The organism is Streptomyces flavofungini, assembly GCF_030388665.1.
GTDB lineage: Bacteria > Actinomycetota > Actinomycetes > Streptomycetales > Streptomycetaceae > Streptomyces > Streptomyces flavofungini_A.
Genome location: NZ_CP128847.1, coordinates 1 through 23,657, shown reverse-complemented (window position 1 = coordinate 23,657; position 23,657 = coordinate 1). Strand labels below are relative to the sequence as shown.

The 23,657-nt window shown below is 70.2% G+C and carries 26 protein-coding genes and 1 pseudogene; 17 read left to right on the top strand and 10 right to left on the bottom strand.

The features are described 5' to 3' along the window. Positions 1-132: 132 nt before the first annotated feature. A complete protein-coding gene (locus QUY26_RS39680; RefSeq protein ID WP_289956728.1) occupies positions 133-381 on the bottom strand; it encodes a hypothetical protein in 249 nt (82 codons plus the stop codon). 86 nt (positions 382-467) lie between these two features. Between QUY26_RS39680 and QUY26_RS39675 the strand changes: the two genes are divergently transcribed. Both QUY26_RS39675 and QUY26_RS39670 read left to right on the top strand, forming a co-directional pair. Then, entirely contained in the window at positions 468-1,178 is a 711-nt protein-coding gene (locus QUY26_RS39675; protein WP_289956726.1) for a hypothetical protein, read from the top strand. A 98-nt stretch (positions 1,179-1,276) separates the two neighbouring features. Next, positions 1,277-1,744, top strand: a complete 468-nt coding sequence (locus tag QUY26_RS39670) for a hypothetical protein (RefSeq protein WP_289956724.1) — start codon at positions 1,277-1,279, stop codon at positions 1,742-1,744. Positions 1,745-1,907: 163 nt separating this feature from the next. Here QUY26_RS39670 and QUY26_RS39665 read toward each other — a convergent pair whose 3' ends face one another. Continuing rightward, positions 1,908-3,158, bottom strand: a complete 1,251-nt coding sequence (locus tag QUY26_RS39665; RefSeq protein WP_289956723.1) for a hypothetical protein — start codon at positions 3,156-3,158, stop codon at positions 1,908-1,910. Positions 3,159-3,730: 572 nt separating this feature from the next. On the opposite strand from QUY26_RS39665, the gene QUY26_RS39660 reads away from it, so the two are divergent. Beyond that, complete coding sequence (locus QUY26_RS39660; protein ID WP_289956721.1) at positions 3,731-4,783, top strand: DUF6292 family protein; 1,053 nt, start codon at positions 3,731-3,733, stop codon at positions 4,781-4,783. Positions 4,784-5,069: 286 nt separating this feature from the next. After that, complete coding sequence (locus QUY26_RS39655; RefSeq protein ID WP_289956720.1) at positions 5,070-5,351, top strand: hypothetical protein; 282 nt, start codon at positions 5,070-5,072, stop codon at positions 5,349-5,351. A gap of 41 nt (positions 5,352-5,392) precedes the next feature. Here QUY26_RS39655 and QUY26_RS39650 read toward each other — a convergent pair whose 3' ends face one another. Together QUY26_RS39650 and QUY26_RS39645 are read right to left on the bottom strand one after the other, a co-directional pair. Then, a complete protein-coding gene (locus QUY26_RS39650) occupies positions 5,393-5,866 on the bottom strand; it encodes a hypothetical protein (RefSeq protein ID WP_289956718.1) in 474 nt (157 codons plus the stop codon). A 341-nt stretch (positions 5,867-6,207) separates the two neighbouring features. Continuing rightward, a complete protein-coding gene (locus QUY26_RS39645; RefSeq protein WP_289956715.1) occupies positions 6,208-6,690 on the bottom strand; it encodes a hypothetical protein in 483 nt (160 codons plus the stop codon). Between the two features lie 567 nt (positions 6,691-7,257). On the opposite strand from QUY26_RS39645, the pseudogene QUY26_RS39640 reads away from it, so the two are divergent. The 5 genes and pseudogenes from QUY26_RS39640 (at position 7,258) to QUY26_RS39620 (ending at position 12,048) form a co-directional block, all read left to right on the top strand. Then, positions 7,258-8,305 (top strand): annotated as a pseudogene (locus tag QUY26_RS39640) (tyrosine-type recombinase/integrase). After that, entirely contained in the window at positions 8,302-10,062 is a 1,761-nt protein-coding gene (locus QUY26_RS39635) for a hypothetical protein (RefSeq protein ID WP_289956713.1), read from the top strand. Before QUY26_RS39640 ends, QUY26_RS39635 begins: the two are co-directional and overlap by 4 nt. Positions 10,063-10,105: 43 nt before the next feature. Continuing rightward, positions 10,106-10,837: a tyrosine-type recombinase/integrase gene (locus tag QUY26_RS39630; RefSeq protein ID WP_289956712.1), complete on the top strand. Its 732-nt coding sequence runs from the start codon at positions 10,106-10,108 to the stop codon at positions 10,835-10,837. Then, a complete protein-coding gene (locus QUY26_RS39625; protein WP_289956710.1) occupies positions 10,834-11,412 on the top strand; it encodes a DUF6262 family protein in 579 nt (192 codons plus the stop codon). The genes QUY26_RS39630 and QUY26_RS39625 overlap by 4 nt, the downstream gene beginning before the upstream one ends. A 390-nt stretch (positions 11,413-11,802) precedes the next feature. After that, positions 11,803-12,048: a hypothetical protein gene (locus tag QUY26_RS39620; protein ID WP_289956708.1), complete on the top strand. Its 246-nt coding sequence runs from the start codon at positions 11,803-11,805 to the stop codon at positions 12,046-12,048. Positions 12,049-12,151: 103 nt separating this feature from the next. On the opposite strand, the gene QUY26_RS39615 is transcribed toward QUY26_RS39620, so the two are convergent. From QUY26_RS39615 to QUY26_RS39590, 6 genes are all read right to left on the bottom strand, one after another. Next, entirely contained in the window at positions 12,152-12,721 is a 570-nt protein-coding gene (locus tag QUY26_RS39615) for a hypothetical protein (RefSeq protein WP_289956707.1), read from the bottom strand. Then, positions 12,718-13,728 (bottom strand): hypothetical protein, encoded by a 1,011-nt coding sequence (locus tag QUY26_RS39610; RefSeq protein WP_289956705.1) that lies wholly within the window; start codon positions 13,726-13,728, stop codon positions 12,718-12,720. The genes QUY26_RS39615 and QUY26_RS39610 overlap by 4 nt, the downstream gene beginning before the upstream one ends. Further along, a complete protein-coding gene (locus QUY26_RS39605) occupies positions 13,728-14,558 on the bottom strand; it encodes a hypothetical protein (RefSeq protein ID WP_289956703.1) in 831 nt (276 codons plus the stop codon). The genes QUY26_RS39610 and QUY26_RS39605 overlap by 1 nt, the downstream gene beginning before the upstream one ends. 181 nt (positions 14,559-14,739) lie before the next feature. After that, a complete protein-coding gene (locus tag QUY26_RS39600) occupies positions 14,740-15,144 on the bottom strand; it encodes a hypothetical protein (RefSeq protein ID WP_289956701.1) in 405 nt (134 codons plus the stop codon). Between the two features lie 120 nt (positions 15,145-15,264). Continuing rightward, positions 15,265-15,483, bottom strand: a complete 219-nt coding sequence (locus QUY26_RS39595; protein ID WP_289956700.1) for a DUF397 domain-containing protein — start codon at positions 15,481-15,483, stop codon at positions 15,265-15,267. Next, on the bottom strand, positions 15,480-16,349 hold the full coding sequence (locus QUY26_RS39590; RefSeq protein WP_289956698.1) for a helix-turn-helix domain-containing protein: 870 nt from the start codon (positions 16,347-16,349) through the stop codon (positions 15,480-15,482). The genes QUY26_RS39595 and QUY26_RS39590 overlap by 4 nt, the downstream gene beginning before the upstream one ends. A gap of 200 nt (positions 16,350-16,549) precedes the next feature. Here QUY26_RS39590 and QUY26_RS39585 point away from each other — a divergent pair, with 200 nt between their 5' ends. The 8 genes from QUY26_RS39585 to QUY26_RS39550 all read left to right on the top strand — a co-directional run bounded on the left by QUY26_RS39585 (position 16,550) and on the right by QUY26_RS39550 (position 23,555). Then, entirely contained in the window at positions 16,550-17,020 is a 471-nt protein-coding gene (locus QUY26_RS39585) for an ATP-binding protein (protein WP_289956697.1), read from the top strand. Then, positions 17,013-17,342, top strand: coding sequence for a hypothetical protein (locus tag QUY26_RS39580; protein ID WP_289956696.1), 330 nt, complete (start codon positions 17,013-17,015; stop codon positions 17,340-17,342). The genes QUY26_RS39585 and QUY26_RS39580 overlap by 8 nt, the downstream gene beginning before the upstream one ends. A 143-nt stretch (positions 17,343-17,485) precedes the next feature. Next, complete coding sequence (locus QUY26_RS39575; RefSeq protein ID WP_289956695.1) at positions 17,486-17,665, top strand: lasso RiPP family leader peptide-containing protein; 180 nt, start codon at positions 17,486-17,488, stop codon at positions 17,663-17,665. Further along, positions 17,662-19,482 carry an asparagine synthase-related protein gene (locus QUY26_RS39570; RefSeq protein WP_289956694.1) on the top strand — a complete coding sequence of 607 codons (1,821 nt, stop codon included), beginning with the start codon at positions 17,662-17,664 and terminating at the stop codon, positions 19,480-19,482. Before QUY26_RS39575 ends, QUY26_RS39570 begins: the two co-directional genes overlap by 4 nt. A 20-nt stretch (positions 19,483-19,502) precedes the next feature. Then, a complete protein-coding gene (locus QUY26_RS39565) occupies positions 19,503-19,760 on the top strand; it encodes a PqqD family peptide modification chaperone (RefSeq protein WP_289956693.1) in 258 nt (85 codons plus the stop codon). After that, the gene (locus QUY26_RS39560) at positions 19,757-20,194 is read left to right on the top strand and encodes a lasso peptide biosynthesis B2 protein (RefSeq protein ID WP_289956691.1); all 438 of its coding nucleotides are present in this window, start codon (positions 19,757-19,759) and stop codon (positions 20,192-20,194) included. The genes QUY26_RS39565 and QUY26_RS39560 overlap by 4 nt, the downstream gene beginning before the upstream one ends. Next, complete coding sequence (locus tag QUY26_RS39555; RefSeq protein ID WP_289956689.1) at positions 20,191-21,345, top strand: protein-L-isoaspartate O-methyltransferase family protein; 1,155 nt, start codon at positions 20,191-20,193, stop codon at positions 21,343-21,345. Before QUY26_RS39560 ends, QUY26_RS39555 begins: the two co-directional genes overlap by 4 nt. A gap of 1,838 nt (positions 21,346-23,183) precedes the next feature. Continuing rightward, positions 23,184-23,555 carry a hypothetical protein gene (locus tag QUY26_RS39550; RefSeq protein WP_289956688.1) on the top strand — a complete coding sequence of 124 codons (372 nt, stop codon included), beginning with the start codon at positions 23,184-23,186 and terminating at the stop codon, positions 23,553-23,555. Positions 23,556-23,657: the final 102 nt, after the last annotated feature.

The following is a 23,657-nucleotide window of genomic DNA, read 5'->3' as shown; positions in this document are numbered from 1 at the left end:
CAGGAGTGGAGCGTACGGGTCTGAACTCGGCGGTGGCCGCAACGCTCACACCGCGACAGCGCGTGGAGCGCGGCGGCCCCGGGCTGATTCCGGGCTTCGGTGGCAGGCCCGGCGGCCCCCGGGCGCGTCTTGTCAGTCCTGCGTGGGAGTGGACGGGCTGGGTGCTGCGGTTCTGCGTGGGCGGCCGCGGGGGGTGTCCTTGGGCCAGTGCTCGGCGAGTCGGTCCAGGAAGCCGTCCGGGTCGGCGGCCAGGGCGTTCAGGCAGGCGATGACGAAGGCCTGGGTTTCGCGGTTCCGGTCTTTGAGTTTCTTCTGGGCGTCCGCTTTGAGCGCGGCGGGCGGCCGCACGGTGAGGGGTGGGTTTCTGTGCCTGTCGCTCATGAGGAAGACCCTCCCATAAGTGGCTTGCCACTTTCAATGCCCCGCGCTACCTTATAAGTGGCAAGCCACTTTACGAGGGAGGCGCGATGAGCACCGAGCCCCGCACCACCACCCCCGCCGTCAGGGCAGTCGTCACCCGCGAGCCCGAACACCGGGGCGAGGACTACCACCTCCTCGTCGACGGTGTCCGCATCGGCGGCACCTACTGGAGCTCTGGACAGAGCATCAAGAACGGCGCAAGGTGGGCGTCCTACGGGCCCGCCGGCCTGCAGATGGGATGGCGCACCCGTGAGGATGCCGAGCAGGCCCAGGTCGATGTCCACCTGTCGAACCGGGCGGCCCGCGCGGCCGACCGCGCCGTGGCCGACGCCTTCTGCGGCCAGCTGCGGGAGCTGCTCACGCTGGCCCCGGACACACCCCGGTTCCACCAGGGGCACGACCAGCACCTGCGCGCCGACCGGCTCATCCGGCTCGCCCACGAGCGCGTCCAGGACCAGGCCGCGCTGCAGGGCGACGACATCCTCGCGTCCGGCGTCACCGCGGCACGCGCCTGGCACCGGTTCATCTATCAGGAGCTGGCCACGGACACGGTGCTGGAGTACGTGCAGAACCTGAGCCCATGGGAGTTCTGCCAGTTCCTCGGAGAGCTGGCCGTGGCCGACGTGCGGACCGGCCGGAACCAGGACCGTTACTTCTGCGACCTGGCCACGCGCATCGCGAACGGCCCCGCCGGCACGGACCCCGACAGCATCACGCTGCGCAGCCAGCCCGCCGAGAACGTGCACCCAGAGGTCTGATCGGCCTGATCGGGCCCCGAGCCGACAGCCCTGCCCGAATCCTCCGGCACGGCCGGGGCCTCGCCCGACCCGCCCATCCGCACCGAGGGAGACAGATCATGGAACTGGCATCGTCCGCCGTCGCCGCCACGATCGCACTGCTGGCGACCGTGCTCGGATTCCATCTGCAGGAGCGGTCCGCGGCCCGCCCCGACCGGTACACCCGGCAGGATCGGCGCCGTGCCGAACTCCGTCAGGTGTGCGTCCTCTTCCTCGCCCGGCTCGCCGCGATGCGACGCCTGCAGAACCGGCGCTCCGAACTGCGGGAGGCCGGTGCACCCGAAGCAGAGCAGGCCGCCGCCAAGCACGCCGCGCTCGAGGCACGCACCACCGCCGGCGAGGCCCTGGCGGAACTCCAGCTCCTGACCGACGACCCGCGTGTCCGTCAGCTCGCCGATCGGATCGTCGATCTCACCTTCACTCTGCACGAGGCCCCCGACCGAGCCGACCGCGACCGGCGCGGTGCCCTCGCCCGGGCCGCGCACAACGCCTTCGTCACCGCCGTCGGCCCGCTCGTACGGGCCTGATACGGGCCTGACCCGGGCGGCTGCCCCTCCGCGGGACGAGGCTGCTCGGCGGAATGCAGCCCCGCACCACCCCGGTCGGCAACGACCAGATCACGGGTTCACCCCAGCGGGGCTACACCCTCTGGTGGCGCGCGTGAGCGCCGTGGTGCCCGCCGCGCCCGCGCTAGACCACGCGGTCGTCGATCCCTCGCAGGAGGGCGTGGGCGTTCAGCAGGGCCGGCAGTACGAACTCTTCGCGAAAGGAGTCGTACGACGAGTGATGCGCCACCAGGTGCCGGTTGAACGTGTCCTGTGTCGGCACGTCCTTGAGGAACACCTCGGCCAGCGGACGAATGACCAGGTGCGCCCGAAGATCGAAAATGCCGACGGCCCGCTCGGGCAGCGGGACGGCGTCGAGCACCCACCGGATGGTCGCTCCAGCGCCGGTGAATCCGGTGATCGGCTGGCGGCCTGAGTTGACCAGGCCGTCGAACTCCGCCCGGTACCAGGGGATTCCGTGATGATCCATGGCCGTGGTGAGGACATTGGCGGCCAGTGCCAGGGCGCCTTCCCAGACGCCCGCGCGAGCGCATGCGACCGCCTGCCGGGCCAGTTCTGCGAGGTCTTCCAGCTCCTCGTCGTGAACCTGGTCCAGGCCCTCCTCGAGCTCGTCGAGAATTGCGTCCTTCTGCTCGAGCAGATAGGCATAGCGGGCTGCTCGGTCGGGCGCCGCCAGCAGCGACTGCAGATGCGCCTTGCCCGGTGCCCCGAGCAGTCCGATGCCGTCCTGAACGCACATCTCGATCAGTCGCGACCATTCGTCGTCGCTGAACCCCTGAAGGTTCTCGGGGAACAGCAGCTCGGCGAACTCCTCCGCGAGCTGGGGAAGTTTCGGCGTCAGCGGCTTCGTCACGAAGCTGGCGAGGGCCAGCGGCAGGCCGCCGCCGCGGCCCGGGTAACCCTCCAGGCGTTCCCACGGGGTCTTCATGGACCCCGTGACGGACACTCCCAGCGCCGACAGGACAGGAAAGCCGGACAGCCCGTTGGCGAGACCGAGCAGGTCGGACGTCAGCATGTGCTTGCCGTACACCGAGGCGAAAACAGAAGCTCGGCTCGCCGAGGACCGGGGCAGGCTCTTGCCGAACCCGAAGGGGTCGGGCCCCAGGACGGTCTTGAGGTATCCCTCGCCCAGCACGGCGGACACCGCGCTGACATGTACCCCGGCCGCCATCTGCCGTGGAGGCAGCATCTTGGACAGCAGCGACTCGCGGAGCATCTCGGAGGCCACGGACTTGCCCAGAGCGGAAGCGGGAGACCTTCCGTACAGCTCATCCAGGAGCGGCGTCTTCGGCGCTACGAACCGTGCATTGCGGCTGGCCGACTCGTACACCGACGCCGCGCTGAACGAGCTGCGCTTGCGCGCATTTCCACTCATGCGGCCCATGATGAACCACCGGACTGACAACTGGGCGCGCGGATACACCCCGGTGCACCGCCGCGCGCGTCGCCGCCCACCGCCGCGGCTGGCCACAACAGCAGCGAGACCGGCCGGCGCACCACACACCGCACGCCGCGCGTGTCCGATCCCGGCGAAGTGTGGGCAGTCCCGAAGTTCTGTAGGCACGCAGGTCTACGGCCTGCGGTTGGACACGAAGTGCCGAAACGTCATCCCGCATAAGTCGAGGCACCCCAGGTCAGCGCCTCGCGGTGCCTCGACTTATCTGGGACCGGACAGCGCGGCGCCCGTCCGGCATGGCCTCCCTTGCCTCCGTGACGCAATAGGGTTAATGTTCTATCGTTCGGCATGTCGTGGCAGCACTCCGGCACCGGCCCATCGCCCACGCTGCAGCCTGCCGACGGTCGCCCAGCAGGGCGGCAGCCCGCGGCCGCGGGCAACATCGCGCCGGCCCCTGGCGGCCGAACGAGCTGTTCCCGCTGCCCGCCCCGCCCCTGCCCCGCGCGCAGAGCGCCCTGGTCTGCGCCCGCCCCCGTGATGGAGACCCGATCATGATCCGCGCCGGACGCCTACAGCACGTGAAGACCATGGCTGACCTGGCCTCCGATCTGGGTATCAGCCTCGGCGGCTTCCGCAACAAGGCGCCGCACCTCCAAGACGGACACCCCGCGCCGATCAGCTCGCCCTCCTCGAGGGCGCAGCTGTGGGACGGGGAGCAGACCGACGCGTTCTACGCCGACAAGCCGGTGCCGCCCCTGCCGGCGGCCGAAGACGACCAGGACCTGCTGGACCGTCACGAGGCCGCCGGCGAGCTCGGCGTGACCGCGGGCACCTGGAACACCTACAAGCGCGATCGGCGGCTGGCCGAGCACGTCGTCCTGGTCCCGGCCGAGGGCGGCACCGAGCACTGGCCGCGGCACGTGGTGCGCGCGTTCAAGGCCGCCCGCCCGGGCAAGGGCGCCGGCGGCGGCCGCCGCACCGGCAGCGGCGACATGGTGCCCCGCGATGAGATCCTGCCCCGGATCGCCGAGCTCCTCGACGCCAACCCCGCGATCACGCTCGCCGAGGTCGCCGACACCCTGGGGATCGCGCGGTTCCCCACCGCCCAGGCCGGCCTCGCCCAGCTCCGCGGCCAGCGCATCGCCGACCTGATCGAGGCCCACCCCGAACTCGATCCCGTGGAAGCCGCCGAGCGCCTGGGCTACCCCACGGTGACCCATCGCGGTGCCGCGGTGATCGCCGAGGCCGAGCTCCACGCCCGCGGCCTGCGCCCGTATCTGCAGCGCCTGTTCGATGGCCTGGCCGAGGCCGGCGTCGCCGAGCCGGCCCGGGTCGAGACACGGCAGCTCGAGGGCGGCTTCGTGGCGGCCGCGGTCCTGCTCGCCGAGGGACAGCGCGCGCCCGCGCTCGTCTGGGACGAGCGGTATGGATGGCGCACGGCGACGAGCCGGCGTCACCCGATCGGCAAGGACACCGCAGGGTTTCCTCCCGAGGGCGACGGGATCCGCTACCTGTGCGGCAGCATCCGGCCGGAGCCGGCCGAGCTGCTCGAGCACCTCGGCGATGCACGCAGAGGATCCCGGCGCCCCGCCCAGATCCCGTAGGCGAACCTGCTCGCGGGGCTGGTGAGGCTGGTTTCGCAAGGCCCTGTCGGACGCGGGGGCCGGGTTTGGGGTTGAGCCTGGCGCACCGCTGCATTGAGTGGCGTCGTGTCCCCGGCGAGGATGGTCGGAGAAGGGCAGCGGCCTCAAGGCCATCCAGGCCCACGAGTTCTAGCCCAGGGGGGTTGGGGTGGCTTCCATCGCATTGAGACGCGTGGATGCTCTGTGGGCGTCGGTCCGCTCCGTCGAGGTTTCTCCTTGGGAAGCTGAGGGAGGCCAACGGTCCGTCATGGTAGGAGGTTTCGATGAGATCGCCGAGTTGGCCGGCCTCCTGGAAGTCGACCTCGAACCCCATCCCTTCGAGTGCATGTGCCTGGGCGACGTCCGTTTCACGGTCCGAGGCGAACTCGGCACCGTACTGGGGGTGCTGACCTACCACCTGGGCGGAGGACTGGCCTGGCAGCCGTGGCAGGGACAGCTCCCGCTGCTGCGCCCTGGAGATCTGACGGATTGGCTGGTCAGCCGCGGCGTGATCCATCCGCGGTGCGAGAGTGACCCCGGTCCGGCTTGACCACGGGTGCCTGCGGTTGCGGAGGAATTCGGCGGGGGCGGTCACAGGGGCGTGTAGGGCCGGGGGTGGCCCATCTGCTCGTATCGCGCCGCCTGGGCGTCGAGGTGCTCCAGGGCCTTGGTGCGGCCAAGGGCGTCCAGCAGCATGACGACGGTGCAGACCGCGAGAGCGTGCACGCGATCCGGCAGCGCCAGGCCCTCCAGCGCTGCGGTGAGCCCCTTCTCCCCGGCGGCGACCCGGTGGACGGCCGCCATCATCGTCAGCTCGGTCTCCGGCGGTGCCAGGGCACCCACGGCATCGAGCTGACGCACCAGCATGGACGGTTCCCCCAGCTCGTCGAACAGGGCGTCGTGCTCGAGGACCAGCCACATCAGGACGCGCTCGAGCCGGACGGTGTCCATGCCCTCGAGGCACACCGCGACCTGAACACGGTCCTGGACGAGGTAGGCCTGCGTCAGGTCGGCCGACCGCCAGATCGCCTCGATCAACCAAGGGTCGTTCTTCGTTGCCGTCATGCCTCCCCTTCTAGCGGACCCGCGGCAGCGGCAGCGGCTTTCCCCTGCGATTCCACCGCTACGGAGGACCAGGGTGAGGGCGGCTGCTGTCCAACTCGGTCGAAGCCGGCCCGATCCGGTGTCACCGGCCACCGGCGTCTTCGGCTCGGCAGAACGTCGCGTTGAAGGACCCTCCTGCGCTCTCGGCTCACGCCGCCGTAGGCGAGTGCGCCTCGGGAGTCGACTGCTGTGAGGTAGGCCCAGTCCTCCGCAGCACGGCCACAGCTGGCGTCGTCGTGGTGCGGCGTTCCGGTCCCCTCCTCGCCCTCGGCAGAGACGAGCGCGTCCGCGTGCCACAGGGCTCAGTCCTGGTTGGTGAAGACGCCGACCGGCACGTCCGGAGCGAGCCGGTCACCGCGCTCGAGCCAGCGGTCGACCCAGGCGGGTACCGGGAAGGCGAGCTGCTGCTGGGCAGCATAGATCGCTGGGTCGTACTCCTGGATCTGCTTCAGGGTGTCGCCGCGCCGCTGGATGGCGCGGATCTCCAGCACACCACGCCGGTCGGCCAGACCGGCGGCGAGGGTGGTGCACTGGTCGTTGTATCCGGGCGGCAAATGGCAGTTGCAGTGCTCGTCCGACGCGGATAGGGGCAGGCCCCAGCCAGGTGCCGCGAGCAGGGCCATCAGCCGCCGATGGCCGGTGGCGCCGCACCCGTTCGCGAACATGGGGTCGATGATCCAGCGCTCGCCACCGTCGAGTTCGTGGCGGCCGAGCCAGCCGGTGACGGCCAGCGGCACCCCCAGAGTGCGGATCAGGCCGAGACGGCGCAGTAGTCCGCTGGTCATCCAGGCCGACGCCGCAGTGCCACGGCGGCCCGGGCGCTGGTGGGGGCGCTCGGCCGGGTGCCACCGGGTCGGCAGGACCCGGGCACGGCGCCATGCCGTAGCTGCCCAGCACCTGGTCCCGGACCTCGGCCGCGCGCAGCCACTCGTCAGGATCCAGCCCCAGCAGAGTGACGGAGGCGGATGTGTCCAGCATGCGCAGCACCACCTGCCCGTCCTCGATGTGGGTACGGGCCCCGGGTACGCCCTTGATGTCGCCGTACTCCTCGGCGCGGGGGAGCAGCACCTCGGCCAGGTCCAGGGCCTGGGTGTCGTCCTGGTCGCGCCGCTGGGCCGGGTCGGCCTCGAATCGGATCTTATCTTGGGTTACTCAAGTGCGTTAGTCATGTAAGGCAAGTAGGGTAGTTCCGTACTTGCCTTACGGGTATTCAAGGGGTGTTAGGCACGTTGGCTACGTCTGCTGTCCTGTACCGGCACTACCGAGCCGAGCGGGCCATATCGGGGGATGGTTCTACGAGCTGGGTCGTGGTCAACGACGCCTTCGAGTTGCACACCGAGGCGTGTGCCTGGCTGGCGGGCCTCAAGAGCAACGACCGTGCCTACAACACCCAGCGCACGTACGCGGGACAGATCGCCCTGTACTTGTCGTACTGCACCGAGAACGCGGTCGACTGGACTTCTCCCTCCCTGGCTCAGCTGATGGCGATGATGCGGTGGCTGGTCGATGAACCGCTGCCGCCGAGGGGGCGCCGCCCGAACCCTGAGCCGCGCTTCCGGGACAAGGGAACGGCGAACAAGATCATGGGCACGGTCGGGGAGTTCCTGACCTGGTCCGCGCTGCAGGGCTGGGTCCCGCAAACGGTGGTGAGCCAGCTCGTTCAGCCGAAGTTCCTGCACTACGCCCCGTCCGGGTTCGATCCAGGTGAAGACGGCCAGCACCGCACGATCCAGGCCCGCAGGATCAAGTACCGCGTCGCGGTGCCGGGTTACGAGTGGCTGTCGGACGACCAGATCGAGCAGCTCCTGGACTGCACGACGCACGCCCGCGACCGATTCCTGGTGGCCCTGCTGGCGGCCACCGGCATGCGCATCGGCGAGGGGCTGGGGCTGCGGCGCGAGGACATGCACCTCCTGCCGGACTCCACCTCGCTGGGCTGCCGGGTCGGCGGGCCGCACGTGCATGTGCGGCGCCGTCTGAACAGCAACAACGCGTACGCCAAGTCGCACTATCCGCGGTGGATTCCGGTGGGAAGCCCAGACCGTGGAGCTGTACACCGCCTACCGCTACGAACGCGACGCGGTACCGGAGGCGGAGGGCTGCGACATGGTGTTCGTGAACCTGTTCCGCGCTCCGCTCGGTGAGCCGATGAAGTACCCGAGCACGTATGAGCTGTTCAAGCGGCTCGCGTTCCGGGCCGGGTTCCGGGCCCGCCCGCACATGCTGCGGCACTCGGCGATCACCCGGTGGCTGCGCTCCGGGGTGGAGCGTGATGTGGCCCAGAACATGGCCGGGCACCAGGCGCCGCAGTCGATGGACCCCTACACCCACGCAACCGGCCAGGACAAGCGCGACGCCGTGCAGCTGGTGGCCGCCAAGAGGAAGGAAGCCCGCACGTGACGGCGTTGGGCAAGGTTGTCCCGCTCCACCAGCCCCGGCGGGACGCCGACCAGGCGGCGGACGGCCCGCAGCTGAAGATCCTCACCGAGTGGAGTGCGTGGCTGCGCGAGCGGATCGATCCGGCCTGGCGGCCCGGCGAATGGGACGGCGAGGCCCGCCTGTTCAGCGGGGACGTCGAGCACGCGGGCACGGCCGTCTACCGGTGTGACGTGGCCGCCTGTGACGCGCTCACCCGCGTCCGGCGGGGGCTGTGCGCCACGTGTGAGAAGACGCATCGCGCCGGAAGCCTGTCGCTGAAGGAGTTCAAGGCGGTCTACGTGCCGGACCGCAACCGGGTGATCTCCGGCGAGCGGGCCGCCTGCCGTGTCCGCAGATGCCCGCGTGACGTGGCCGTGTGGGGCCTGTGCAACGCGCACGGCTCGCTGCGACAGAAGCACCTGCAGCGCGAGGCCGACTCCGACCTGGCGGCGTGGATTGAGCGGCAGAGCCCGTATCCGCCCTCGCCCGCCTGTCTCGTTGCGGGCTGCCGTTACGACGCCCGGTCCACCTTCGGGCTGTGCGGCATACACCAGAGCCGCTGGAAGAAGGAGACGGCCGCGTCCCGGGGGCGGCGGTCCGCGCCGACGTCGGCGTGGCTGGACCGCCAGATGCCGTTCTTGAACGTCCACCAGTTCTCGCTGGCCCCGCTGCATCCGGTGGCCCGTCTGGAGATGCTGTACGCGCTTCAGCAGCGCGACGTACGCGGCCAGAAGATCGATCCCGTGGCCGTGCGCCAGGCCGTCTCGCACCTTGCGGAGAAGGTCGACTCCATCGCCGTCGCGATGGCCGAGGAACTGCCGGGCCGGATGCAGGCCAACGTCGATGCCCTGGTGCGCGAGACGCACCGCGTCCTGCGCTCGGCGTTCGACCGCTTCGAGGGCGTCGACCCGACCAGCCGGGACGTGCTGGACCTGTCCGAACTCGGCGTGCAGAGCCTGCACGGGGGCACTACGGCCCGGCCGCTCGGCCTGGACGTGACCGGCATCCGCCAGCCGTGGCTGCGGCAGATCCTGGTCACCTTCATCGCCGAGACGAAGCCGAACACCAGCGAGGCCAAACGGGGTCTGCGGGTGTGCGAGGCCGCCTCCCGGGCCCTGGACGTGCGGCCCGGGGGCGGCATGGAGCCCGCGGAGCTGGTCTTCGCCGATATGAACGCCGTGGTCGACGCCTTCCGGGTGCTGCCCAAGCTGGACGGCACGGCCATGTCGAGCAGGCAGCGCGGGGCCCTGCTGTCGTTCTTCTTCAAGATCCTCGACTACAACCGGGCAGCGGGGCACCTGGACGGCATGTCCGCGAGCTTCGCCCGGCACTCCAGCCACGTCATCAAGTCCGAAGCCGTGGACGAGGACGATGTCGGCAAGGCCCTGCCCGAGTCGGTCATCGCCCAGCTCGATGACCACGTGGACCTCCTTGGCCAGGGCATGTCGCACGGGAAGATGACGCCCGGACAGGTGCAGGCCATGGCCCGCGCGGTCTACGAGCTGCTGCGGGACACCGGACGCCGCCCCTATGAGATCGCCGAGCTGAGGGCGGACTGCCTCGAACATGTCGACGGCGAATGGCTGTTGATCTGGGACAACCGCAAGGGGCGGCGCCTGAACCGGCGCCTGGAACTTGAGCGCGACACCGTGGAGACCATCCGCACCTGGCGGGAGGTGCGGGACACACTCGACCTGCCCACGGGCAGCGAAGGATTCCTGTTCCCCCCCGGCCGGTGAGAACGGCAAGATCCGACACCTGCGCTCCGAGCAGATCGCGCCGATGATCCGCAAATGGGCCGACAGCGTGCCCGTCCTGCTGTCTGAAGAGTTCGACCGCAACGGCGACCGGGTACCGTTCGACCGCTCGCTGATCTACCCCTACGCCTTCCGTCACTCGTACTGCCAGCGGTACGCGGACGCGGGGGTGCGGAGCGAGGTGCTGCGGGAGCTGATGGACCACAAATCCATGCAAACCACCCAGCGCTACTACAGGATCAGTCACAAGCGGAAGCGGGAGGCGGTCAACGTGATGCGCCTGCGCACCGTGGACCGCAAAGGCAGGTCCGCGCCGATGGCGTCCGCTGCCGCGTACGAGGCCCGCTCGGTGGCGGTGCCGTTCGGCAACTGCACCGAACCCTCCAACGTCAAGGCGGGTGGAAAGGCCTGCAAGATCCGCTTCCAGTGCTCCGGCTGCCCGTTCTACCGGCCCGACCCCTCCTATCTGCCCGTCATCGAGGACCACATCCGCTCGCTGAAGGCCGACAAGGAGACGGCGGTCATGATGGAGGCGGACGAATTCGTGGTGAGAAACCTGGACGACCAGATCACGTCGTTCAAGGGGATCACCGAGACACTGCGGAAGCTGGTGGATGCCATGGAGCCACAGGAGCGGGACGAGGTGGAGGAGGCGTCGGCCGTCCTGCGCAAGGTCCGGGCCGCCCAGGGCCACGGCTCCGCCGTGGCCCTGGGCATGCCGGGCTTTCCCGGCCAGCGGGGCGGGAGCACGGCATGAGTAAGGCCAAGCGCACTCCGGGCGACGTCCTGCGCGAGAGCCGCAAGGCGGACAGCCGGTCCAAGCGGACCAAGGTCCTGGCCACGGTGGACGCGATGAAGGCCAAGGGCGAGTCGGTCACGTTCGCCGCCGTCGCCCGTGCCGCCGGGGTCTCCCGGTGGCTGCTGTACACCGAAGGTCTGCGCGAGCACGTCGAGGCCGCCATCACCTCCCAGACCAAGGGAGAGCGCCGTGCGAAGCAGGCTGGCCGGGACGCCTCGGCGGCGAGCCTGGCGACCGACCTGGCGTTGGTCCGGGAGGAGAACAAGGCCCTGCGCGAGGAACGGGACCGCCTCAAGAAGGCCGTCCAGCGCTCCCTGGGAGCCCAGCTCGACCAGACCGGGACCAGAGAGCTGACCACGCGGGTCAACGAGCTCCTGGCGGCCGTCGAGCGGACCGCCCTGGAGCGCGACGAGATACGCGCCGAACGGGACGCGCTCCAGCGCAAACTCACCGAGACCGAGGACGACCTGGCCGCCGCCCGCGAGGCGGGGAGGCGCATGCTGAAGCAAGTCAACCGCCCAGCCTCACCCTGACGTTACCGAATCGATACCTCGCCCCTGCTGCTCACGCATCCGCTACAGCCAGTGATGACTCAGGGGCTATCGGCGCGATCCCCCGCTGCCCAGGTAGACGGTGACGGAGCGTGGTGTCTCCAGGCTGGTCGGCATCGGCTCTTCCAGGACCGTCCAACCCGGCCACCCGGCCGGGTAACTGCAGGTGAGGGGCATACGTTGTCATACGGCCTAGAGGCAGTGCCATAGGTCCAAGTGCGGTCATCGGTCCCGGAGTTCGTCACTTACTGTGGCTGTGCCCGCTCACCCGAGTGGGCGGCGAGCGGGCCGTCGTCGCGTGACGGCCCGCCTTGCCACCAACGGGCCGGGGTGACAGCAACGCCTACCGGCCCAGCACTTTCGGAGACGCCCATGAGCATCGCACAGCCCGGACCCGCATCACAGCCGCCGCGACGTCCGCCGACCGCCGCCGAGGAACCGCTGATCGGGATCCACCTGCGCACGGAGCCGGGACGCAGCTACCTCAGCGGACTCGGCGCACTGATGGCTGCCCAGGCCGTGCCGGACCAGCACACGGGATGGCGTCTGGCCTCTATCGTCGGGGTGTACGCCGTCGTCGCGCTGAAGATCAAGATCCGTCGCAGGCAGCAGACCTGACAGGGGCTGGGTACCGCTTGCTCCCGGCCTGCCGGGCTGGGAGCAAGCGGTACCCCCGGCCGGGGGTGTCCTGCGGCCGTCATCCCCCGGACGCGGGGCTGTCTCAGGCCGAAGCGGCCGGTGACTCGCCGGAGGTCAGCTCGGCGATCTGGGCCTCCAGGTCCGCGATCCGCTCTGCCTGGCGGCGCATGGTCCCGTGGTTCTTCACGATCTTGCTGCCGAGTCTTTCCACGCCGCTGAAGGTCCTGATGCTGCCCTCGGCGGCGGCCGCCATCTGCCCGAACGCTTCCTGGTCGAGGCTGTTGGGGTTGTGGGCCTCGAACGCGCAGGCCCTGTGCATGTCGCCCATGTAGGCCACGGCCTTGCGGCAGGCGAGCAACGCGTCCCGGGCGCCGAACTCGTCGCCCTGGCCGCAGGTGTGGAACCGTGTCACCCGAGCTCCGCGCTTGAGCGGGTCACGGGAGTGCATGAACTGCTCCAGCCGGTTGCCGAGTTGGTGGGCGGCCATCCTCGCCTTCGGCACCGCCCGCCGCAGACGGCGGGCGGGGATGCCGGTGCCGCGGGCGATGTCCGCATAGGACAGCTCACGGCCGACGTTGTGCCGCAGCCACATCAGTACGTCGATGGTGTCCTGCTCCTCCTGGGAGGGGGCATCGTCACGCTTGCGGCTCATCCCAGCTTCCTCTCGCTCTCTGCCAAGAACGCCTGCAGGGCGTCGTCGTTCAGCGCGGTGTACGGGCCGGAGGCCAGGTCGCGGATGAACTCCAGTGCGGCCTGCGCAGCCCCGCACAGCTCGGCGATGGCCCGGCTCCTTTCCCCGGTGAACTGCACCTGATTGCGCTGCAGCAGCGACAGCGCCCGCAGTGTGCCCAGGCGGACATCGGTCATCTCGGTGAACACCTGCAAGGCCACATCCGGTTCGGTCTGCTGGGAGGTGGCACGGACGGCTCGCTGGATCTGTGAGAGGTCATCCGACTCTGAAGCCGGTTCCACCTCCTCAGCCTCCGCATCAGACTCCGGCGGGGTGTCCGGTGTTGGGGCCAGGTCGAACTTCCGGTCTGGCTCCCTGGCGGGCTGCCCGGCTGCCGATCGGATCTCGGAATCGCCCAGATCCTGGCGCCTGTTGAATTCGTCGATGCCCCTCTGTGCGGCACTGCGGGCTGTCTCGTCCGCCAGGATCGCCGTCGTCAGAGCCGTCGGATGTCCGGCGATATAGGCGGTACTGCCGGGCTTCACCCCGGCACGTTCTGCCTCGGCCAGGATCGCCTCGCTGCGTTCCCGCTTCAGGTTGCTCGCCTCCCAACTGCGGTAATAGCCGTTCTGCCCGAAGAACGGAACGGCGTCCGCGTCGGGCAGTTCCACCGCAGTATCAGGACTCAGCTCCTCGGCAGGAGGAACGACGCCATCGGCGGCAGCGCGCTCCCATGCCTGCAGGATCGCCATGATCCGCTTGTGACTGCTCTTGGACCGGCGGGCGAACTCCCGTGCGCTGACACGGCGGAAGGCGGTTCGACCGAACCGCCTGGACTGGTATTCGGTCCGTACTCCATCGCCTTCCCCGGGTTCGACCCGGCGGGCGATCAGCAGGGCCCTGGCCCAGCCGCCCTTGTTGTCGTGGATGGAGAACTCCTGGATGTCGGCGTTGAGGCGGTCCTCGCCGTCGTCGGCGGTCGTCGCCATCAGGCCGTCACCAGGTCACGGGCCTTGGCCACCCGGGTGGCGGCCGGCTCCCGGTCGCCGACCTTGACCCTGATCCACATGGTGAGGACTTCGAGGGTGCCGAGTGCTTCCTCGCAGGCGGCCTGCTGTTCGTCGCTGAACGTGACCGAGCGCGGGTACCGGTTCATGCAGGCGACGGCCATATCCCGCAGTCGCACGAGGTCCTGGGCGAGCTTCTGAGCCTTGTCGGGCTTGTCTCCGCCGCAGTCGGGGCCGCGCGTCTCGCGGTCCTTGCGGCGCTTTTCGTCCAGGACCCGCCTGATGGCGTCGTGGACCTCGGCGTCGTCCTCCACCAGATCGCGCAGGGCCTTCTCGCGTTCCTCGGGGGCGAGCGAGGCCAGGTAGTCGGTCATCGATGTAGTGGAGCTGGGGTCCAGGAGGTCCTGCAGGCCCGGCCCGATGCCCAGGGCTCGCTGGTACTGGGCCACGCTGATGCGGCCCAGCCCCGTCTCGGCGGCCTCCTTGAGCAGGGCCCGCAGCGTGCCGTAGTCCTCGTCGTAGGGCTTGCCGGAGGGAGCCAGGCGGGCGCCTTCACGAAGCGCGCTGTAGCTGACGTGGACGCCGCTGTCGGCGACGAGCTGCCGCACGGGAGGGGTGCAGATGCGGGCGGTGTGCCGGTAGCCGCGGGCGGTACGCGGGTTGAGGCTGATCTCTTCGCAGAATCGGTCAAAGACACCGTCCCCGCCGATGGCGGTGACGGCCTGCAGCTTGTCACCGATGACGAGGCGGTTCTCGCAGCCCTCGTTCATCAGCGCCCGGCCTTCGCGCACGTCCTGGTCTGTGTAACTCATATGGATGTCCCATCGCAGTCAACTCAACGGCCGCGCAGTGTAATCAGATAATCACGGCGCGATCGTTCGCAACTGGCGTCGGAGAAACCGGTGTTGACGCCTTTGGGGGGAAGCAGGACGGGGGAGCCAAGGTGCCGACACCTGGAGATACCGCTCGTGTGGGGGATGGGCAGGTGGGGACCTATCCGGCGCCGTGGGCGGCGGTCGGGAGTACATGGGGCGGGCGGGTGGTGCGGCAGGCGTCGCAGATGGCCTGCATCCAGGTGTGCTGGTCGTCGCCGCGCAGGCGGATGCGGCCTTCGGACCCGCAGGTCTCGCAGGTGTGCTCGGATGCGGTCTCGGCGGAGTCCGTCAGAGCGGTGACGCAGTCCGCGAACTCGCCGTCGAACTCGCCGTGTTCGTCAAAGCGGTCGGCGACACTGACCCGCAGGCCGCCGAGTTTCACGGCGAAGGACTCGATGCGGTAGTCGGCATCGATGGCCTGCAGGTCGTGGTGGAGCCGGTCGAGCAGGCTGGCCCAGCCGGGGCCGACGGTCTCGCTCCAGGCGGGGATCTGGCGGGCGGTGGTGTCGTGCGGCGCCTTCATGCCCCCATGCTGGCGCGAGGGTGTGACATCGAGGGGCGGGCGGGGTAGGGCTTGCAGTCAGCGGCGCCTGTGTTCCCCTGGTTCGGTCGGGGGAAGGCAGGCGCCGCCTGGCTCGTTGGGTCACAGTTCTCCGGTGATGACTCCCCTCTGGAATGCCGCCCATGCGAGGGCTGTGAACCGCAGGGGGCCGCGCTCGGGGTGCTTGGAGTCGCGCGCCGCCCGGCCGCCCGGCAGGTCGGCGATCTCGACGCAGTTGTGTTCCGCGCCGCTGAACGAGGACTTGCGCCAACTGGCGGCGGAGAGGTCGTGCACGTACAGCTCCGCCTTGGGATCGTTCACTTCCGGTGTCCTTCTTCCAGATCCGCGATCAGTGCGAGTGAATCCTCCACCGACAGCGCGGCGGCGCGGATGCGCTCAAACGCTTTGGCGAAGGGAGCCGTGTCCTCGTCGCCTTCCAGGTAGGTGGCGCCGCGGAGGTTCTCCAGGGACACGACGTCTGGGGTGGGGCCCGGGAAGCCGACGAGCGTGAAGGCTCCCACGGTGCCGGGATGGACGGTGGCGTCCAAGGGCATCACCTGGACGGTGACGTTGGGTAGTTCGGCGACGTCCAGCAGGCGGCGGAGCTGTTCGCGCATGGTGGCCGGGCGGATCGCGAAGCGCTGGTGCAGGGCGGCTACGTGAATGATCGCCCAGACTTCCAGTGGATGCCCGGGACGGGAGAGGACGGCCTGGCGGGCTTGGCGGACCTCGGCGAGCGCGGTGATCTCCTCCGGCGCGCGGTCCAGGGTGATGCCGCCGATGACCTCACGGGCGTACGCGGCGGTCTGCAGCAGGCCGGGCACCAGCAGCGGCGACCACTCGCAGACCTTCTCGGCGTCCGATTCCAAGGCGATGTAGTCCGCGTACGCCGAGGTGACGACGCCGCTGTAGGTCTGCCACCAGCCCCTCTTGCCCGCGTCCTTCGCCAGGTTCTCCAGCGCGGCGAACACTTCGGGGTCGGTGACGCCGTATGCCTTGAGCAGGTCGGTGACCTGGGCCGGGCGGATGCCGGCCGCCGCGTTCTCGACCTTCGACATCTTCGGGCCCTTCCAGCCCATGGCGGCGGCCGCATCGTCCAGGGTGAGACCGGCGTCGTTGCGGAGCCTGCGCAGCGTCGAGCCGAGGCGGCGGCGCCGGATCGTGGGGACCACGGGCGAGTTGGGCATATGCGCAGTGTTCCACCCACCGCAGGAGGAAGACGAGGCCTTTTCTCACTCGATCGAACCGAAGAAGGTGGAAACCTTGCGACCCAAGGCGAGTTGGGTCCATCCTCGTTGGAAAGGTCGCCCTGGGCGGTGAAGTCGCCGCGCTACAAGGGCACTTGATCCCGTCGTGCACGGCCGAAGGCCGTGCGGTGGAGGGGGCCATGACCATCATGGTGGACAAGGAAGCCCCGATGGCGCCGGGGTTCTACCTCAAGGCCCGGACCGGTGGATTCACCGTCCACCTGCACGCGTCCGCCGAGCATGTCCGGCGCATACGCGAACTGACCGCGCGCACGCTGGACGGCGCCGGAGTCGGAGCCGACATCGCGCACAGCGCTGAGCTGGTGGCCAGCGAACTGGTGGGCAACGCAGTGCGGGCCTGCGGCCCGTTCGCCCCGCTGGTCGTCGACGTCCAGGCCGGGGCGGATGCCGTCGCGGTCAGCGTGCACGACCCGGACGGCGAGCATCTGCCCCGCCGCGGCTGCGGCCCGCTGGATGATCCGCACTCCGAGTCCGGCCGAGGCCTGCTGCTGGTGGATCTGCTGGCCCCGGGCTGGCAGGCCGTGCTCACCCCCATCGGCAAGCAGATCTGCTGCCGCCTGCCGCTTGCCGAAGGAGACGTGCATGCCTGAGATAGCCCCGGACGAACTGCCGTTCCGTGTCGGCTACGACATGGACAGCGGTGCCATCATCGTGTGGATGACCTTCGGCGCAGGCCCCCGGCAGACCACCCGCCGCAAGGTCTACACCTCCCTGGAGGCCACCGTTATCGCGGTCGCCGAGCATCAGCACGAGTCGTTCCTGCAGGCCCGCCTCGCCAACGAGCTGGCCCATGCGGCGATCACGCACCTGGGGGCCGACCCCAAGCGACTCCAGGCCGCTGTCAGGGCCCTGTCCGACCCGGCCAGCACGGTGCCGGTCGGCGCCATCCTCCGTGGCGACAGCCGCCCCTGACCAAGCTCCTGCCCCGCCGGTGACATCCCGCTGGGACCCGGCCGGTCAGGCCGCACCACCCTGCACCACCGCCCGGCCGACCGGCCGGGCGGCCACCGTGGCGGGCGCCCGCCGTCCGCCACCGGCACAACAGGAGAGTGGCTATGAGCAAGGTGACCAGCGGCGAGCAGTCGACGGGTTCGCCCGCGTACGAGGCGCCGAAGGTGGTGGCGGTGGGGTCGTTCGCCGCCGACACCCTCGGGGACGTCAGCATCGGGCAGAGCGACGATTCGGATGCCGGGCAGTACTACACGCCCGAGTTCGCGCCGACCAGCCGCTCGTGACCGAGGCGGCCGGTGCGTACAGGCCGCCGTGGTTCTGCGTTCTGCCCGATGACGACGCCGCCGGGCCTTTGGCCCGGCGGCTTTCGGGGCAGGAGGCGGCCCGCACCTTCAAGCACACCTCCGGTCGGCCCTGGCTGATCGCGTCCGGGTGGGGGAAGCAACTGCGAACGGCCACGGCCGGTCCGCTGAAGGCGGTGCTGATCGGGTCCTGCCCGGTCAGCACCGCCCGCCTGCGGGACCTGGCCACCAGGGCAGCCGGGACCGGCCAGGACGAGGAGCTGGCCGCGCTGCCCGGCAGCTACTACCTGATCACCGCACGCCGGGGCGTCCGCAGTGCGCGGGGGGACGTTGCGGGCCTGAACCGGCTGTACTACGCGTGCGTCGAGGGCGGGTGGGTGCTGTCCAACAGCCCGCAGCATCTGGCGGACGCGGCGGGCACCGGGGTAGACCGACGGTGGGCGGCCCTGCGGCTGCTGGCTCCGAGCGCGCCGTCACCGCTGGTGTTCAGCCGCAGTCCGTACCAGGGCGTCACACCGATCCCCCCGGGGTCCAAGGCAGTGTTGAGCCCGTCCCGCCCGGTGGCCGTCACCCGCTACTGGACACCGCCCGAGCCCGTTCTCCCGCTCGATGCCGGGGCTGAGCGGCTGCGGGAGGCGCTGGCCCGGGCGGTCGCCGCCCGGGTGGCCTCCCCGCCGGTGGCGAGCGTGCAACTGTCGGGTGGGCTGGACTCGGCGGCGCTAGCGGCCCTGGCCGCCCGCGCCCGCCCGACGGCCACCACCGTGCTGGTCACCATCGGCTCGCGGGCAGCGGACAACCCCGATGAGCGGTGGGCCCGCCGCACAGCCGGGCTGCTTGAAGGGGTGGACCACCTGGTCCTGGACCCCGGCTCCTATCCGCGTATCTTCCAGGACCTCCAGAGCTCGCAGTTCGCGCTGGCAGAGCCCGCCCCGTTCGCCGCCTCGGCGGCCCGCTTCCGCCACACCCTGCGGGTGCTGGCCGAACGGGGAAGCAGCGCGCACCTCAACGGCCAGGGCGGCGACGAAGCTCTCCTTGCCCCGCTGTCCTACCTGCCCCGGGCCGCCGCCCGCAGTGTCCACCGCGCGTGGTGGCACCTGCGCGGCCACGCGGCCCTCAACCGCACCAGCAGCCTGAGCCTGGCACGGGCGGCGGCCACGGCGGGTACCTACCGGCAGTGGCTCATCCGGGGCGCCGACCAGCTCATCGCCCCGGCCAGCCCGGCGGCCGCCCTGGCCGGCTGGGAGGCACCACCGCGCCTTCCGCCGTGGACGGCGCCCGAGGTGATCCGTGATCTGCGGCAGGAGCTGCGGGCCGCAGCGGAGGCGGCCGAGCCGGTCTGCGGGGACATCGCCACCCACGGGACGGTGGCGCGGATCCGGTCCGTCGCCCGCCGCGCGAGCCTGTACCGGGACGCGATGCACGCAGCCGGGGTACCCGGCCACTTCCCCTACCTGGACCGGTCGGTGATCGAGACGGCCCTGGCAACACTGCCGGAGGAACGGACCGATCCCTGGGCCCCCAAGCCGCTGCTGACGGCGGCCGTCACCCCGCTCGCCCCGCCGGGCCTACTGATCAGGCGGGACAAGGGCCACTACAACCACGAGATCTGGACCGGCCTCGCAGCCCACCACGGCGAACTCGCCGAGCTCTTCCACGGATCCGCCCTGAGCCAGGCTGGGCTGATCGACGAGAAGGCCCTCCGCCAGCACCTGGCCGAGGCCGCCACCCGCCGCCTTGCGCCCGCGTTCATCACCGAGACCGTCGCCCTGGAGCTGTGGCTCCGGGCCGCCCGCCCCTGACCGATAGGAGGCCAGCGAGCATGACCTATCGCCTCGCCCGCGGCGTCGAACGCATAGACGCCGACGGCTCACCGATGCTCTTCAACACCCGCACCGGCGGCTACTTCACCCTCAACGACTCCGCCGCCACCGCCCTCACCGCCCTGCTCGGCCACAGCGAACAAGAGGGAGCCGCGGCCCTGGTCGCCGCCTACGGCATCAGCGCCGACCAGGCGGCCACCGACGTCCGCGTACTGACCGCCAGCCTGACTGGCCTGCAGTTGCTGGAGGCGCGGTGAGCACCCTCGTCGCCCTGCCCGAACGTGTCCGCCTCACCCGCACCGAACAGATCACCGGACATCTCGCCGTCGGGGCGGCCCACCTGGTCACCGCCGCCCTCGCCGCCCGCCCGGACCGGCTGCGCAGCCTCCTGAGCTTCCTCGCCCGCCGGGCCGCACCCGCCACCGGTGACCAGGCCGCTCGGGCCCGCGCGGTGGTGACGACTCTCAGCCCGCGCTGCGGCAGCGGCTACGGCTGCCTGCCCCGCTCGATCGCCACCGCCCTGCTGTGCCGCCTCGCCGGTACCTGGCCCACCTGGAAGAGCGGCGTGCGCTTCCCGCCCCTGGCCTCCCACGCATGGGTCGAAGCCGACGGCGCCGCGATCGGTGAAGACCCCCCGTACATCGCCACGTTCACCATCACCCTGGCCGTCCCACCCGGAGGAAGCCGATGACCGACCAGAGCACCAGCCCGTCCCTGACCGCCCGCATGGCCGCCTACGCGACCGCCCTGCGCGAACGCGGCGCGATCCGCACCACCCCGGTGGAGCGGGCCTTCGCCACTGTGCCCCGGCACCTGTTCCTGCCCGGCGGCTACTACACCAGCGGCCGTTTCGTCCCCGTGCCCGCCGAGCCCGCAGGCGACCTGCTGGACCGCATCTACTCCGACACCGCCCTGATGACCCACGTCCCCAAGAGCAGCGACGCCGCCGGACGCTACAGCTCCACCTCCCAGCCCCGCGTCATCGCCGCCATGCTCGAAGCCCTCCAGCTCACCCCCGGCATGAAGGTCCTGGAGATCGGGGCCGGGACCGGCTACAACGCCTCCCTGATCGCCGCCATCACCGGCGCCGAGGTCATCACCATCGACGTCTCCGAGGTCATCGTCACCGAAGCGGCCCAGGCCGCCGAACGGGCCGGAGAGAAGAATGTCACCGCCCTCACCGCCGACGGCTACCTCGGACACCCGGCCAAGGGCCCCTACGACCGGATCGTGGTCACCTGCGGCGTCACCGGCATCTCCCCCCACTGGCTCGACCAGCTCACCGACGACGGCCTCATCGTCGTCCCCGTCGCCCACGGCGGCTTCCACCCCACCCTCACCGTCCACCGCGACGGGCAACGGCTCACCGGCCGCGGCGTGATGTCCAGCGACTTCATGGCGGCGACCGGACCGCTGTACGCCTGGCCCGACGGCCAGACCCCGGCCCTGACCGAACCCCTGCCCGCCCAAGACCTCGTCACCCGCACGAACACCGGCCCCGTCCTGGACGGCGACGCCTACTACGACCTGTGGTTCCACCTCGGTGCCCAGACCGGCCGCACCACCCGCGCCTACATCAACGGCCTCGACCCCGCCCAGGGCATGGCCTGCCTCCACGACCCCAGCCGTGGCACCGCCTGGATCCAGCGCACCGGCCACCTCCACCACGTCGGCGACACGGCCATCGCCGACGACCTCACCACCCTCGTACAGCAGTGGACCGACCTCGGCCGACCCGCCATCGCCGACTACCGCACCGTCTTCGAGCGCACCGAGGCCGACGAGCCGGTGTACCACCCGGTCGAATGGCGCCTGAATGACCACTGCCCAAAGCACGCGTAGCAGTTCCCGCACGGAAGGGGGCGCTGGCGAGAGCCGGCGCCCCCTGATGCTTGTACGGTCCGGGAAGGCATGTCCTGTCCTGCTGGTACTCGCGGAAGGGCGCCGCTAGAGCCGTCGCGTCCCAGGCCGCCCCAGAGCGCTCTAACCTGCCCGTTGTGCCTGCTCCTATCTCGCCTGCTGACGCCGCTGCGACCATGCGCGCGGCCGGATTCGAGCCTTTGGAGCCGTACACCAACACGAAGACCCCGTGGCGCTGTCGGTGCAACACGTGCGGCGACGAGGTTCGCCCTCGCCTGGGCAGCGTGCGATCCGGTGCGGGCTGTCCTGTTTGTGCAGGCAATGTACCGACTACGGAGGCGGCCGCCGTTCGAGAGATGTTGGCAGTTGGCCTGCGCCCCCTGGAGCCATTCAAGAACACCTACACCCCCTGGCGTGCCCAGTGCACCCGGTGCGGGAACGAGGTCCGACCCGTCCTGAAGTCCATCAGAAGGGGGAGCGGGTGCCGGTTCTGTGCCGGCGTTGGCCCCGTCTCTGCTGAATCGGCGGAACGCGACATACGGTCGGCCGGATTCGAGCCGCTGCAGCCGTACCCGTCCACCACGAGCACTCCGTGGCGCTGCCGCTGCATGAACTGCGGGAACGAAGTCTCACCGCGCCTGGACAACGTTCGGTCGGGGATGGGCTGCCGTCACTGCAATCGCCGAGGCCGACCACGGATCTCCGAAGAGGAAGCCGTGCGCGACATGCACTCGGCGGGCCTCGAACCGCTGGAGCCGTACAAGAGCAGGAACACCGCCTGGAGGTGCAGGTGCCTCACGTGCGGACACGAAGTAGCCCCTACGCTGAGCCGCATCCGCAGGGGTAGGGGTTGCCCGCAGTGTGCCCAGGCCATCACCCGAATCCCGCACGAGGTGGCACTCCAGCAAATGCGTGCGGCCGGGTTCGAACCCCTGGAGCCGTACACCAACAGCAGCACGGCCTGGAAGTGCCGGTGCAGGCAGTGCGGCAACGAGGTGGCTCCTCGGCTGAGCGCGGTCCGCAAGGGCGGGAGGTGCCGTCACTGCTCCACAACAGCCAGACGGGGAAGACGGCTCGGGCCGCGGACCGCCCCGGAGACCGCCGATGCGGCGATGCGAGAAGCTGGCCTCGAACCGCTTGAACCGTTTCCTGGCGTCAACGACCGCTGGCGGTGCCGCTGCACTGCCTGCGGCCACGAAGTCACGCCCCGGTACTCGACTGTCCGGCAGGGCCACGGCTGCCGCCACTGCCGTACTCGGAACGACAACCTGCGCGCCGACAGAGCCCAGGCCGAACAGGACATGCGAGCGGCGGGCCTCGAACCGCTTGAGACGTATGTGAACGCGCGGATGCCATGGCGCTGCCGGTGCCTGACCTGCGGACGGGAGGTAAGTCCCCGACTGGAGACGGTACGCCGGGGCAACGGCTGCCGCTACTGCGGCAGCGACCGGGCAGGCCTGAAGCGCCGGCTGGACTCCGCCGAGGCCGAGGAGACGATGCAGGCGGCGGGCCTGGAACCACTTGGCCCCTACCCCGGCCGCGGCCTGCCGTGGCCGTGCCGGTGCGTGCGGTGCGGAAACCGCGTGTCACCCCGGCTCGGAAACGTACTCCGCCGCGAGAGCGGGTGTTTGTACTGCGCAGGTCGCCAGCGGATAACTGACGACGTCGCCGCGGACGTCATGCTGTCGGCAGGGCTGGAGCCGCTAGAACCGTACGACAACGCCAGGGCTTCCTGGCGTTGTCGATGCATGCACTGCGGCCGGGAGGTGAGGCCGACGCTGACCCGTGTGCGAGCCGGCGGCAGATGTCGCTATTGCGCGGTGGGCGGTATCAAGTACGGCGAGCCCGGCCTTGTATACGTGATCACGCAGCCCGTGCACCTGGCCCACAAGATCGGAATATCCGGACAAGGAGCATGGTCCCGGCGGCGCAAGAACCACCTCCGCGAAGGGTGGCTCCTCTTCCGCACGCTGAACCGGGCGACCGTGGACGACGCCATCGCCGTCGAACAGGCAGTGCTACGGCATCTGCGCGAGGTGCTGCTTCTCCCGCCGTATCTGACGAATGAGTTCATGCCCTACTGGGGCGCGGGAGAGACAGTGTCCGCCGACGGCATCTCGCTCATCAGCCTGTGGGGCCTCACCCTTCAGCAGGCCAGATCACTCGCCGCAAAGCAACTGAGTAGCCCGTGACCTACGATGAAACGAGCAGATCGCGGTCAGCCACGCCGCCAGCGGCATGCGCCAACCGAGCAGGGCCGCATCCTCCTTACTCGCCTCCTCCAGTGGTGTCCG